This window comes from Psychrobacter sp. Choline-02u-9 (assembly GCF_002836505.1).
In the GTDB taxonomy this organism is placed as follows: Bacteria; Pseudomonadota; Gammaproteobacteria; order Pseudomonadales; family Moraxellaceae; genus Psychrobacter.
This window is the reverse complement of the sequence record NZ_PJBF01000059.1, coordinates 199,793-213,921: the sequence shown is the minus strand read 5'-3', so window position 1 is coordinate 213,921 and position 14,129 is coordinate 199,793. Positions and strand designations below refer to the sequence as shown.

Sequence of the window (14,129 nt, the reverse complement as noted above, 5' to 3'; positions counted from 1 at the left end):
GATATCTGGCTGATGATTCAATGATTGATAAGGTTTCAAACTTATACTCGATGTGGTCATCATCTATTGTGGCAGTTGCCAATCAATCGGTGTCTGACCATACTGCACCAAGTAATCATTAGTCTTAGAAAAAGGTTTGGTACCAAAGAACCCGCCACGATTAGCAGCCAAGGGTGAAGGATGTACTGCAGTCAAAATCAGATGTTTATCGGTATCAATATACTTACCTTTTTTCTGTGCTTTACTACCCCACAAAATGAACACAGTATGCTCTGTCTGTTCGTTGACCGCATCGATGACTGCATCAGTAAATTGCTCCCAGCCTTTATTTTGATGACTATTCGGCTCGCCTTCTCGTACAGTCAGTGAACTATTTAACAGTAACACACCTTGCTCCGCCCAATAGGTCAAATCACCATGCGCTGATGGACGGATACCGATATCATCTGCCATCTCTTTTAGTAGATTGTTAAGTGATGGCGGCTTTGGAATGGCTTTAGGGACAGAAAATGACAACCCCATTGCCTGTCCTGGACGATGATAAGGATCTTGACCTAAAATGACCACCTTGACTTGCGATAACGGCGTGAGATTAAGCGCATTAAACATCAGCGGCGCAGGTGGATAGATACTATCGTCTGACTGATAGGCTTCCTTTAAAAATGCGCGTAGATTATCCATATTCTCAGACGTTAGTTCATCTGCTAATGCTGTTTTCCAATCTTCTGGTAAACGGACATTGTCTAAAATCGCCTGTTTTTGTTCTGCTGTTTTGGTTGTCGGTTCATCAAACAGTTCCATATTGTGTCCTTTTTATACTTGTTATCTTGTTATAAGTTCAATAGATTTGTTAAAGCCAGCTTACTATAAATAATCATACTAACAAAAAATAGTGTGCACTTTGTTGATGAATTATAGCAATAAAAAAACGGCTACCGCAGTAATACGGTAGCCGTTTTTGTGACATCAATATTAAACAACTTAGCTAGCAAGAGATTCAGAATCGGGTTGTGGTTCATGAGTTTCAACGACTGTCAGAATAATACGACTATCAGCTGAGCCTTTGTCTGACACCTTATCAGGCTTCATCGTATCATTCTCTTGAGAATCATCGACTTTAGGCTCTAAAGTCAGATGTACGACACCGCCATTGACCAAATCACCAAACAAAATCATACTTGCCAATGGTTTTTTGATTTCATCCTGAATCAAACGCTGCATCGGACGTGCACCCATTAGACGGTCATAGCCTTTATCCGCCAAGTAGTCACGTACATCGTCATCAATCTCTAATGTCACTTGCTTATCATCAAGCTGTACTTGTAATTCAACCAAGAACTTATCGACAACCGATACAACAACTGACGTATCTAGAGGATTGAACTGAATAATGGCGTCTAAGCGATTGCGGAACTCTGGCGTAAAGACACGTTTCAGCGACTCTGTATTATCACGACTATGGTCTTGTTGCGTGAAGCCCATTGACGAGCGACTGATACTATCAGCACCAACGTTCGTTGTCATAATAACGATGACTTGCTTAAAGATGGCCACACGACCATTGTTATCAGTCAACGTACCATGATCCATCACTTGTAGTAACAAGTTGAACACATCTGGATGCGCTTTTTCAATCTCATCAAGCAACAATACACAATGTGGATGCTGATTGATTTTTTCGGTGAGTAAGCCGCCTTGATCATAGCCAACATAACCTGGAGGTGCACCGATCAAGCGTGATGCCGTGTGCGCTTCCATATACTCTGACATATCAAAGCGTACTAATTCTACACCTAACAGGTTCGCTAACTGACGCGATACTTCTGTTTTACCCACACCAGTCGGACCTGCAAACATAAACGAACCAATTGGCTTATCTGGGGCTTTTAATCCTGCACGTGATAGCTTGATAGCATCAGCCAACGTAGCAATCGCCTCATCTTGACCAAACACCAAGTGCTTCAGATCTCGATCTAAATGCTCAAGGATACTCTTGTCATCACTCGATACAGATTTGGGTGGAATACGTGCCAGTTTAGCAATGATAGCCTCGATATCAGCAACATCGATTTTCATCGGTGGCTTTTGACCCTTTGATAACTTCACACCATCTGCTGATTTAGCACTATCGCTCGCTTTCGCAGTCGCTGCTTCATCCTGCATTTCATTATCTGTATCACCATCGATACCTTCAATATCAGCATCAATTTGCGCATCAAAATCCTGCTCTAAATCAGCAATGAAACTCTCTTCCGCTTCGATATCATCGACATCAGGCACCACACCTAAGCGCTTGTACGCACCTGCTTCGTCAATCACGTCAATAGCTTTGTCAGGTAAAAAACGCTCATGAATATGCTTGGCTGATAACTGTACCGCTGTAACCAACGCTTCATCCGTATACTCAACATTATGGAATTCTTCATAACGAGGTTTTAGACCACGCAAGATATCGATGGTGTCATCCACACTAGGTTCTTTAACATCGATTTTTTGGAAACGACGCGACAATGCATGGTCTTTTTCAAATACTTGGCGATACTCAGTAAAGGTTGTTGAACCGATACAACGCAGCTCACCGTTGGCAAGTGCAGGCTTAATCAAATTAGACACATCCATATTGCTGCTCATAGATGAACCAGCACCAATAATCATATGAATTTCATCAATAAAAAGAATAGCATTTGGTTTTTTCTTTAACGCATCAAGCAATGATTTCATGCGTTTTTCAAAGTCACCGCGATACTTAGTTCCCGCAATCAATGAACCAATATCAAGGCTATAAATCACGCAACCATTAAGGGGCATTGGTGCTTTATCGTTAATAATTAACCATGCCAAACCTTCAGCGATAGAGGTTTTACCTACACCAGGCTCACCTACTAGCAATGGGTTATTTTTACGACGACGGCATAGTACTTGGGCAGCACGTTCAATTTCAGAAGCACGCCCAATCAAAGGATCTGTTTTACCTTCAGCAGCTCGCTGGTTTAGATTGTTCGCAAATTCAACTAAGGGATCTTTACTGGTCTTTTCAGAGGCACTACGGCGTTCAGTGCCTGCAGAACCACGTGATTCAGATGGCTCTTCTTTATCTTGACCATGTGATAAATACTGAGTCAGCTCAAGGCGACTGATGCCTTGTTTTTTAAGCAAGTAGACAGCATAGGTATCATGTTCTGAAAACATAGAGACCAAAATATCAGACCCTTCCACCAAACGACCACCACCGATCGATTGCACGTGAAAAATAGCACGCTGCAAGATACGATCAAAGCTTTGAGTCGGCTGCGGTGACTGTTCTGTATCAGCATCGATGGTTGGCGTGTGTTTATTAATATAAACCTCAAGCTCAGTACGCAACGCCGAGACATTAGCATTACAAGCAGTCAACGTATTGGCAGCATGAGTGTTTTCTAATAAGGCCAAAAGCAAGTGTTCAACAGTGAGATACTCATGCGATTTTTGGCGCGCAAGCGTCATTGCTAAACGTAGAGAAACTTCAAGATGACGACTTAACATAACAACTTCCTACGGTTATATCTATCTTTATAGTTGATAGTTTTATGAATGAGTTAGTAAGTAAATCAGGGCGGTAGATGAATTGTTCAAGGGCTATATTCGTATTATTAGAAGTCATGAATAAATGAGGTGAGCGGTAGACTATTGATTAAATACTATAATCTCACTATCAGCCAACCGTAATCATAACTATCCATGGCCGCTTTTCTTTATATCAACACGATACTTCGACGGAGTCAATCTATTAACACAGACTAAAATGTATCAAAGCGTGCTACAAGCTAGTAGCGACAACCTTAATAACGAATATTAAATGTTGAAAAACTGATTAGATAGAAAGAGAGATTGATATTTTCAAAGCTAGAAATGACGTGGTTTTAGCAAGTTTAACTGAGATATTTAGTCTAAAACTATTGAATAGACTGTTTAATAGATAGGGTTATTTGCTATATAAATCAATACCCTATGGATAATAAATCTATTTTTAAAAGATGCTACTTGTATACAAGAGGAGTGACTGAAAAGTCGAAAAAGCTCACTATAAAGGTGAGCTTTAATATGGATTGCTTAGAAGGAGAGAATAGTAGGTAAAACTTTAATAGAGCCATATATCAGTATAAGAAATTAATAAATTGCTCTACTCGCCTTGATGCGGTTCGATTTGAGTTAATAACGGATAACCTTCACGATGTGCCAGACTATTTACTTTTTTAGCCTTGGTCTCGGCGATATCTTTGGGATAAATGCCAGCAATACCTTTGCTGCTATTATGAATAGTCAGCATAATCTCGACCGCAGAATCCATACTATGACGAAATTCTGACTGCAATATGTATACAACAAACTCCATCGGCGTGTAATTGTCATTGTACATAACGACCGCATACATAGGCGGTTTGGCTACTTCAGGCTCTGCGACCAATACATCTGCTTGCGGTGACGTTTCACCATCAGTATCACCGTCTTGTGCACGATGAGCAGGCATATTGGGAAAGTGCCAATCAGCAACCGTTGGCGTGGCTTGTGATATCATTTTTTTCATCATAATCAAAATATAATTATAAGGTAAGTTTAAGATAGAGAATGTTAAGGCAGGCGATAAGGCATGGTATAAAGCACAAACACTAATTAAGGTCATTGTGCTTTGATTTCAACCACATCATCGTCACTGAGTGTTTCAATAAGACATGAGGTAATTAAGGTACGATAGGACTTTCATCAACTTCTGGTAAATCTAGGAGCGATGGTAGCATGTTATCCACACTATCACCGAGCTTCCAGTCATACAATTGCTCTACTTTCTGACCACCAGCTTGCAAAGTCAGTTTGGCTTGCAATGGTCTAAAACCTGATGGCATTACAAAGCGACCACGTATCCGAACGATACCTTCGATCATATGGTATGCAGGGTCAAGTGGCACCTCTACAAGGTCATCATTGTTAAGTAGCGTCAATACAGGCCTCAAGCGTTTGGCTTGACCATCGCTACTAAGCATCCCAATATCAAAACCATACTCAAAAGCATTTTCAGGTAATGGCGAAATTTTGGCACCTAATACCTGTAAAGGCATACCACCTTTCTCACGAATGACATCTGAATATAGCTCATTGAGCTGTGACACTTGCTTATTTTCTACTGTTAGTTCTTGCTGGCTTTCACGCAGTTCTTTTAAATTAGCCAAACTGATGGCCAGTTCTTGTTTGGCAGTTGCCGCTTGGTTAGTAGCTATCTTATTGCTAAGGCGCAAATCTTCTAGCGCTTGTGTCGCTTCAGTGCTATCGATGATTGCTTGCTTGGCTTCTGTTTCCATCGAATGAAGGCCACGTTGGTAACCAAGCTTATGACCAAATATTAGCCCAACCACTGCTGTCACTAATACGGCTACAATAAACAGTGCCAATACCAATGTAGAAGCGCCGCGTTGTGAACTAGCAATACCACTTTTCGGGACATTATTATTTCCAAAGGAATGCTGTTTGCGCTCCAAGCTAGGTATAACCGAGTCTTTGCACGATAAACGTGCTGGCTGTGAGCAAAAGCGTAGTACGAGCTGAAAACGCATTTAGACAGTATCTCTTAAGGGTAAGGGCAAGTCATTATAGCCGAATTTATAATCAATACCTAGCACCGCAAATGTGAATGATTGGAATATGAAGTCGTTGATATTAAGGAACAATCGGTGCAAAGTTCAGCCCCATTGACTCGTCAAAACCAAACATCACATTCATGTTTTGCACAGCCTGCCCAGCAGCACCTTTGACTAAATTATCTTGAACAACGATAACTGTTAGCTCAGCACGCTCATTGTCCTGATGTACGGCAATACGTAAACGGTTACTAGCGCGAACACTGCGCGTATCGGGATAAAGCCCCTTTGGCATGACATCAACAAACAACTCTGACGCATAGCTATTTTCAAACGCTTGCTGCCAATCGATAGCCGCACCAGCATCGGTCAGTTCCATATGAATAGAGCTGAGCATGCCACGAATCATCGGTACTAAATGCGGCAAAAAGCGAATACGGTGCGTAAATTGACTGTCTAATAACTGTGCGACACCCTGCTCAATCTCTGGTAAATGACGATGACCTTCGACGCTATAAGCCTTAAAGCTATCTGTTGTCTCAGCATAATTGAGTGCAAGTGATGCTTGACGACCTGCGCCAGATACACCAGATTTTGCGTCAATTACAATACGAGACTCGATCAAACGCTCTGCTTGCTTATTCTGAGCTTCGATAATTGGTTTTAGACCCAAAATCGCAGTGGTTGGATAACAGCCTGGGTTGCCTACTAGTAACGCATTCGCAAGCTTGTCACGATTGATTTCTGGTAAGCCGTAGACTGCTGTTTTCAACAATTCAGGGCAAGCATGTGACTGCTTGTACCAATGCTCAAAGTCAGTCAGTGACTGCAAACGAAAATCAGCAGCCAAATCGATAACCTTGACGCCAGCTTGAGTAAGCGCCTCAGCTTGCTTCATTGCTACGCCATGTGGCGTCGCAAAAAACACAACATCACATTTTTGCAATGCAGCAAGCGTATTATCACCCAAGTCGCTAAAAACGATGTCAGACACACCGCGTAAGCTTGGGAAGATTTCATCAGCACGAGTGCCAGCTTCGCTACGAGAAGTTAATAAATCAATAGAAACCTCAGGATGAGCAGATAATAAGCGAATGAGCTCAATACCCGTATAGCCTGTACCACCGACGATCGCTACTGAAATCATAAAACACCCTTTTCTTGGTAAATACTAAATATGCACTGATAGATTCTATATTTGCTTATAATTCATTCAGTTCCATAAATTATACAGTTCCGCAAATGCGAACAAATACAGAATCACTCTCTAAATATTCTGACTCTTAAATTTTATAGTCGTGTACTGCATCCACAAACACTTTGGCATTGTCAGGGTTAACCCACTGGGTGATACCATGACCTAAGTTTGCTATGTAACCAGTCTTTTCACCGTCGGCGTAAGCACGGTCAAGCATGGCGTTCACTTCAGAACGGATAGTGGCAGGCGAGCCGTATAACGTCGCTGGATCTAAGTTACCTTGGATAGCTTTGCTGCTTTGCAGTTTTTTATGCTTTTTGGTCAACTGACGCTGACTCTCAGTCAGTACTTGACGCGCACGATCAATCGGCATCGTCCAGTCTAGACCTAGCACATCTGCTTCGCTGTCAGCCTGAATATCAAGCCATAACCCACCACCTTTAGTGAATAGCACTACAGGTACTTGTGGATGACGTTCCTTTAGTTCGGCGACAATACGTTTATTATAAATGTGTGAAAATTCGATAAATTGACGATGGCCTAACGCCCCGCCCCAACTATCAAATATCTGAACGATTTGAGCGCCAGCTATGATTTGGGCATCTAAATAGTCAATAACTGACGTTGCAAGTTTGTCTAATAACTGATGTAAAAAATCAGGGTTACTATACAAGAAGCCTTTGGTATAACGATAATCCTTTGAGCTACCGCCTTCTATCATATAAGTAGCTAATGTCCATGGGCTGCCAGAAAAACCAAATAGTGGAACTTGACCGTTCAATGCTTTACGAATACTGGTTACAGCACGCATTACATAATCTAGAGAGTCGTTTGGCTCAAGCACTGGCAATCTATCAAGATCAGCCTGCTCACGGATAGGATGTTTGAACTTAGGGCCTTCACCAGTTTCGAAATACAAGCCCAATCCCATCGCATCAGGAATAGTTAGAATATCACTAAACAAAATAGCAGCATCTAAGTCATAGCGACGCAATGGCTGTAGAGTCACTTCAGTAGCGCGGTCTGTATCTTTGCACAGGCTCATAAAGTCACCCGCTTCAGCACGAGTGGCCTTATATTCTGGCAAATAGCGACCAGCTTGGCGCATCATCCATACCGGTGTGGTATCGATGGGCTCAAAACGTAATGCACGTAGCAATCTATCATTTTTTAAAGGTGCAAACTGTTGCTGAACCGAGTTACTACCGTCTGAAGCACTCATGTACAAATCTCCAAAACAGCACAATATCCATATTTATAAATGGATATTGTGCTGGATAAAATAAGTTGAATAAAAAAGGTTATATGAAAGCGCTATACAGTTAATGCAAGATTGTCGCGGTGTACCATGACGACACGTTCTTCGCTACTGCCAAAGATCTTATCGAACTGTTCAGTACGCTCACGAGCGACGCGGCGCGCATCATTCGATGAGAAGTTTACCTGCCCGACGGCTATACGTTCGCCCGTATCTTGGTGGATGATTTCTACCACATCACCTTCATCAAACCCGCCTTGCACTTCCACAACACCCACTGGCAATAAACTTCTATTGTGCTCAGTCAATGCTCTTGCAGCACCTGCATCGACGACCAAGCTACCTGACATACGTAGATGCGCAGCTAGCCACTGTTTACGCGCGATGATTTTATCTTCGTCATTAGTCGTCAGCAATGTACCTACCGCTTCGCCTGATACCACACGAGTGATAACGTCATCGATAGCACCGCTGACGATAACGGTAGGACAGCCACCCATAGCAGCAAGGCGTCCAGCACGGATTTTGGTCAACATACCACCGCGTCCAAGCTTACCGCCGTCTCCTGCAATATCAAATAAATAATCAGCCATTGCACGTTCTTGGCGAATCATCTTAGCATCAGGATTATCACGTGGGTTATCAGTGAAGACACCTTCTTGATCGGTTAAGATAATGTACAAATCAGCATTAACCATCGCGGCTGCCATCGCACCCAAGGTATCGTTATCGCCAAATTTAATCTCATCAATCGTGATGGTATCGTTTTCGTTGATAACAGGTAGTACGCGCCATTCTAATAACTGGGTCAACGCACCCGTCGTATTAAGATAACGGCTACGATTAGACAAATCATCATGAGTTAACAGTAGCTGCGAGCTTTGAATACCATGCTGAATCAAAGCTGACCACCATGTTTCAATCAACCCCATTTGACCAATAGAAGCACAGGCTTGTAGTGCTGCTAGTTTCTTGGGACGTTCCTCAAGGTTCATACGTACTACACCTTCAGCAACAGCACCTGATGATACCAGCAGTACCTCAACGCCTTTTTTGTGCAGCTTAGCAATTTGCTTTGCCCACTCATATATGGCAGTACGATCCAGCCCTCGACCGTTATTGGTTAATAATGATGAACCAATTTTGACAATAACGCGCTGAATATCAAAGTTGCGAGTTTGCTTAACAAATCTTGCTTCTTCCATCGTGTTTGCTATGTCACCTGCCATATAAACTCCTTTTTTTCATATTAATTGATTGTAGGGATTAAATTCACAATTCAAATATAACTGCTCAAGCATACTAGCTTAAGGAACGTACATTACCTCAACGCCATCGTCATCATCGTCGTCAAAATCAGACGTATCCAAGCCTTCACGCGCCGCTTTACGAGCTGCACGATACGCTTCACGCTGTGCTTCAGTGTTCAGACGTACTTCCGCTTCCAAACGCTCGAAACGTTCTTTTTGTGCTTCAGCGAAGATAGGATCTTCTATTTCACGCTCACGCTCAAGTTCGATATCATTCATTAGATGATATTTGACCGCATCAACGCCTTCACCAGTTAGCGTTGCCGTACGGAAGACCATACCAGTCCAACCAAGCTCTGCAACGATATGAGTACAAAGCGCGTTCAAATCTTCATCATTGACCTGATCGATTTTGTTTAATACCAAAATCTGCGGTAAGTTGGCTAATTCAGGAGAAAAACGCTCAAGCTCATTTAAGATAACGCGAGCATTCTCGACTGGGTCGCTGCCATCAACAGGCTTGACATCAACTAAGTGTAGCAGACGACGCGTACGCGCAACATGCTTCAAGAAGCGAATACCAAGTCCGGCGCCTTCTGATGCACCTTCGATAAGACCAGGAATATCTGCCATTACAAATGAACGATGACGACCAATATCGACCACACCCAAGTTTGGTACTAGGGTGGTAAACGGATAATCAGCCACTTTTGGTCTAGCAGCAGAGACTTGACGGATAAAGGTCGATTTACCAGCGTTAGGCAAACCAATCAAACCAACATCAGCCACTACTTTTAGCTCAAACTTAAGAACTTTTAGCTCGCCTTCAAAACCTGACGTCGCTTTACGCGGTGCTTGGTTGGTCGAGCTTTTGAAATGGGTATTACCCAGACCACCGTCGCCACCTTTAGCAATCAGTAGTGTCTGGCGAATCTCAATCAAATCGCCCAATACTTCGTCTGTCTCGGTATCAACTACCGTGGTACCAACTGGTACTGGTAAATAAAGATCATCAGACCCTTTACCTGAACAGTTTCTACTATGGCCGTTCTCAGCACGCATAGCGTCATGACGACGCGTATAACGATAGTCAACTAGGGTGTTGGTGTTGTCTTCTGCAATGACATATACATCTCCGCCCTTGCCGCCATCACCACCATCAGGTCCACCACGTGGGACATACTTCTCTCGGCGAAAACTGGCGATTCCGTTACCACCGTCACCTGCTTTTACCGTTACGACGGCTTCATCAATAAATCGCATCTTACGTTCCTTAATTCACAATCCAGTCTATAAACTGGTTACAACCAACGGTTGTATTTTGGGGTTTTGCTATGTTGTTGCGTCAAAATGAACACTGTATAAAGTCTACTTTTACTTAGTGCCCATTATGACAATAACACCCGATAATCAATCGGACTATCGGGTGTTTAAGTATGACAGTTAAAATCCTACCAAGCTATTCAAAGTAGTATCTGCTACAGCGCCATTTCTATGACACGATAGCGCTACTATACTTGGTATGACGTTATCGCTCTACTGTATTTAGTAATCTATGCTGGAATCTGAGCGTAGCTGATTCCGGCCATTTGCGTCGCCAAACGCAATACCTGAGTACTATAACCTACTTCGTTGTCATACCAAACATATACGATAGCTTGGTTGTCAGTCAAAATAGTGGCTTGAGCATCGATAATACCAACATGAGTCGTACCAACGAAATCCGTTGATACCGCTTCTGTAGAATCTGTATAAGCAATCTGCGACTGCCAAGTGCTGCTATTAGCCATTTTACGCAAGAACTCATTTAACGCATCAGCGCTTGCTGGAGCAGTTTTCAGATTCACGTTCAAAATTGCTAGGCTGACGTTTGGTGTTGGTACACGAATAGCGTTACCCGTTAGCTTACCGTTTAGTTCTGGCAATGCTTTACCAACGGCTTTTGCAGCACCAGTACTAGTGATAACCATGTTCATCACAGCACTACGACCACGGCGGTCAGCTTTATGATAGTTATCAACCAAGTTCTGATCATTGGTAAATGAGTGAATAGTCTCTACATGACCATTTACAATACCGTACTCATCATTCAATACATTCAGCGTTGGCGTAATCGCATTGGTCGTACAGCTAGCAGCACTAACGATCGTATCATCACCAACGGTATCATTGTTCACGCCATAAACGACGTTTTTGATATCGCCGCCAGCAGGTGCTGTTAGCAACACTTTTTTCACGCCAGTAGACTGTAAGTGCTTGCCAAGGCCTGCTTCATCTTTCCAGATACCTGTGTTATCGATAACAAGAGCATTGTCGATACCATAAGCAGTATAGTCGATTTCGCTTGGGTCTTTGGCATAGATAACTTGTACAAAACGACCATTAACGATCATGCCGTTATTATCATCATCAATGCTAATGCCACCTAAGAATCTACCATGGATTGAGTCACGCTCAAGCAATGAGATACGTTTAGCCAAGTCACCAGCAGCGGCTGGACGTACAACAATCGCTTTCAGTTGTAGACCTTTCGCGCTTGACGCTTGTGACAATAGTAGACGAGTCAAGATACGACCAATACGGCCAAAACCATACAGCACAACATCCGTCGCGCCATTCACAGCACCAGCGTTGTTGATAGACTGTAGAGCGGTTTGTAAGTCAGTGTCATTAGCAATCAATTGACCAACATCAATACGAGTGGCTTGGATATCAGTGTTTTCTGAGATAACTTTTACCATCGATAGAGTATCAGCGATATCGATAGCTTTGGCGCTATGGTCGCGTAGCGCTACTTTTTGATGTAAAGCAAGTATTTGACCAACTGAGGTAGAGTCTAGCGTTTCGCCAAACAAAGTCACTTGTACGTCTTGCTTGTTATAGAGCTTGTTTAGTAGCCTTATAAGCTCAATCGCTTGTTGCTCTTGATTGTTGTAGTTGTTCAAGTGGTCTTGATGTAATTGGCGTAAGGTATCAGCGTTGCTCACGAGAAACATCCTTATGGTCAGTAATGTATGATCAATAAAATATGAAGAAGTGTAAAATAGATAGGTTGTGTATGCTCTAAATGGCGACTCTAATATGATAATCAACCACTATCAATATGGGTTATTGACGCTAGAGTATTTGAATCGCCTAGATTTTAGCCTAAAACGCCTCATTTTGCCAGTAGTAACCGATTAGCTAGCGTGCATAATAGGTTTTACTCTCGTATATAGCTCTTATATATAATTCTCATATACAGCTAGTAATAAAAATAAAGGCAGCATATATAGCTGCCTTATCGAGACGTAATGAAATAATAATTGCTATAGGGCTTAATTAACCAAAGCAGTAAATTTAGTTATAACACTTATGGTGCTAGACTCACCGTTTGGTTGCTCTGCGACGTCAATGTAAATTCTTTTAAGTCATAACCTTGCTGCTGAGCAATTTGACGATATTTGGTATACGTTTCCTGACTGATATTTGGCGAGCGTGCTAGTAGCCATAAGTATTTTTTATCAGGTGTCCCTACTAGCGCAGTTTTATACTCTGCATCACGTGCTAGCACCCAGTAATCAGCACGGCCGACTGGAATCCAGCGAATCCACTTCGGTAAAAACGTCACTTTTAGTTTGCTGCCGCTCTCATCAACTGGCTTAGCCAAACCTTCTGCCACGATACCCGAACCGTCCTCGCTCACACATTTATTAGTAACAGTGATTCCTGAGCCGTCATCTTTTTGAGCATAATTGGCAGTCACATCACCAGCACATTTACGCTGGAAATACATCGGCAAACGTCCGATTTCATACCAAGTACCTGCATAGGTGTTCAGATCTACGCTATCTACAGTAGTTGGCGTGCTTGCAGATTTATGAATAATATCACTTGGCTTAACCGATAGCACATCGGTCGTGGTCTTCTCATTCATCGCATCATCAGACATTCCATTAGTTGCCATGTTCACTGGCGGCGTGGCCGCATAAGCTGAGAATGCTGCTAACGGTATAATAATTGCTAAGGCAATGCCTGTGTGTTTGATAAGTCCATTCATAAATATGCGCTCCGGTATTTCTTTGTAGGATGAATTATTTGCTGATGCATCGCTCATTTGCTCAGCGTCGATAGTCTGTTCAGAACTACTGTTTAGATTATCTACTTGATCCTCTAACAGTCCCGACATTAATGGCTCATCTTCGTTCAGCTTTTGTGGCGGCTTATTTCGCGCTGATTTATAGCCAGGTGATTTGTAGCCACTAGCCACGTCATGATTGTCCTCATTGCTATTTTTTAGATCTTTGCTTATCTCATTGTCACTCATAGCTGACTCTTTTGCCCTAGGGCTTTTGTATCCAAAATAGCTGTCTTGCGAAGACGTGTCTTTTGCCAGATGGTGCGAATATTCGCCATTCGAGCTGTCGTGATTATAGCTAGCATCGTTACTAGCTTGGTTTGTCTGTTGCGTATCATCGCCATATTCATTGTCATTGAGCGATTGCTTAGGCTGCTGAAGTTGAGAACCAGCTGCCTGTGAATCAGTCCATGCTGACTCAGGTAACTTATTGGTTTTCATAGGAGTACCATTCTTAAATAGTGATTGTTAAAAACGCTTTATGTACGGCATCTATTTGGTCTCGTTTTCTAAAAGCCATTTGCTTTGGTATAAATTATTCGTGCAAAACTTGACTCTACAAAAGCTTTTTTATTATTGTATTTTGAGCATCACTTTTGGTCAGTCACTCGTCTATAGAAATAAGATCAACGTATCGTAGATATGCAATATATATTAAGGACAACTGGACTATTAAAACAGTAGTGCAATGTAGGAA

Annotated in this window: 10 protein-coding genes; all 10 read right to left on the bottom strand. The window is 42.4% G+C overall.

Features of this window, described 5'->3' with window-relative positions:
• Positions 1-63: 63 nt before the first annotated feature.
• Positions 64-801 carry a uracil-DNA glycosylase gene (locus tag CXF69_RS12245; RefSeq protein ID WP_101206145.1) on the bottom strand — a complete coding sequence of 246 codons (738 nt, stop codon included), beginning with the start codon at positions 799-801 and terminating at the stop codon, positions 64-66.
• Between the two features lie 180 nt (positions 802-981).
• The gene (locus CXF69_RS12240; RefSeq protein WP_101206146.1) at positions 982-3,522 is read right to left on the bottom strand and encodes an AAA family ATPase; all 2,541 of its coding nucleotides are present in this window, start codon (positions 3,520-3,522) and stop codon (positions 982-984) included.
• A 637-nt stretch (positions 3,523-4,159) separates the two neighbouring features.
• Positions 4,160-4,555 carry an ATP-dependent Clp protease adaptor ClpS gene (locus CXF69_RS12235; RefSeq protein ID WP_101206289.1) on the bottom strand — a complete coding sequence of 132 codons (396 nt, stop codon included), beginning with the start codon at positions 4,553-4,555 and terminating at the stop codon, positions 4,160-4,162.
• A gap of 163 nt (positions 4,556-4,718) precedes the next feature.
• Entirely contained in the window at positions 4,719-5,585 is an 867-nt protein-coding gene (locus CXF69_RS12230; RefSeq protein ID WP_101206147.1) for a hypothetical protein, read from the bottom strand.
• A gap of 103 nt (positions 5,586-5,688) precedes the next feature.
• Positions 5,689-6,756, bottom strand: a complete 1,068-nt coding sequence (gene argC / locus CXF69_RS12225; RefSeq protein ID WP_101206148.1) for an N-acetyl-gamma-glutamyl-phosphate reductase — start codon at positions 6,754-6,756, stop codon at positions 5,689-5,691.
• 136 nt (positions 6,757-6,892) lie between these two features.
• On the bottom strand, positions 6,893-8,029 hold the full coding sequence (gene hemE / locus CXF69_RS12220) for a uroporphyrinogen decarboxylase (RefSeq protein WP_101206149.1): 1,137 nt from the start codon (positions 8,027-8,029) through the stop codon (positions 6,893-6,895).
• Positions 8,030-8,121: 92 nt separating this feature from the next.
• Positions 8,122-9,294 carry a glutamate 5-kinase gene (proB, locus tag CXF69_RS12215; protein WP_101206150.1) on the bottom strand — a complete coding sequence of 391 codons (1,173 nt, stop codon included), beginning with the start codon at positions 9,292-9,294 and terminating at the stop codon, positions 8,122-8,124.
• Positions 9,295-9,372: 78 nt separating this feature from the next.
• Positions 9,373-10,578: an Obg family GTPase CgtA gene (gene cgtA, locus CXF69_RS12210; RefSeq protein WP_102078760.1), complete on the bottom strand. Its 1,206-nt coding sequence runs from the start codon at positions 10,576-10,578 to the stop codon at positions 9,373-9,375.
• Between the two features lie 290 nt (positions 10,579-10,868).
• A complete protein-coding gene (locus CXF69_RS12205; RefSeq protein WP_101206152.1) occupies positions 10,869-12,311 on the bottom strand; it encodes a glyceraldehyde-3-phosphate dehydrogenase in 1,443 nt (480 codons plus the stop codon).
• A 356-nt stretch (positions 12,312-12,667) separates the two neighbouring features.
• Positions 12,668-13,873: a lipocalin family protein gene (locus CXF69_RS12200; RefSeq protein ID WP_101206153.1), complete on the bottom strand. Its 1,206-nt coding sequence runs from the start codon at positions 13,871-13,873 to the stop codon at positions 12,668-12,670.
• Positions 13,874-14,129 lie beyond the last annotated feature (256 nt).

Bases quoted from the DNA above. Each gene is read 5' to 3' on its own strand.
- hemE (WP_101206149.1), bottom strand. From the start codon at position 8,029: ATGAGTGCTTCAGACGGTAGTAACTCGGTTCAGCAACAGTTTGCACCT.
- CXF69_RS12235 (WP_101206289.1), bottom strand. From the start codon at position 4,555: ATGATATCACAAGCCACGCCAACGGTTGCTGATTGGCACTTTCCCAAT.
- proB (WP_101206150.1), bottom strand. From the start codon at position 9,294: ATGGCAGGTGACATAGCAAACACGATGGAAGAAGCAAGATTTGTTAAG.
- argC (WP_101206148.1), bottom strand. From the start codon at position 6,756: ATGATTTCAGTAGCGATCGTCGGTGGTACAGGCTATACGGGTATTGAG.
- CXF69_RS12200 (WP_101206153.1), bottom strand. From the start codon at position 13,873: ATGAAAACCAATAAGTTACCTGAGTCAGCATGGACTGATTCACAGGCA.
- CXF69_RS12230 (WP_101206147.1), bottom strand. From the start codon at position 5,585: ATGCGTTTTCAGCTCGTACTACGCTTTTGCTCACAGCCAGCACGTTTA.
- CXF69_RS12240 (WP_101206146.1), bottom strand. From the start codon at position 3,522: ATGTTAAGTCGTCATCTTGAAGTTTCTCTACGTTTAGCAATGACGCTT.
- cgtA (WP_102078760.1), bottom strand. From the start codon at position 10,578: ATGCGATTTATTGATGAAGCCGTCGTAACGGTAAAAGCAGGTGACGGT.
- CXF69_RS12245 (WP_101206145.1), bottom strand. From the start codon at position 801: ATGGAACTGTTTGATGAACCGACAACCAAAACAGCAGAACAAAAACAG.
- CXF69_RS12205 (WP_101206152.1), bottom strand. From the start codon at position 12,311: ATGTTTCTCGTGAGCAACGCTGATACCTTACGCCAATTACATCAAGAC.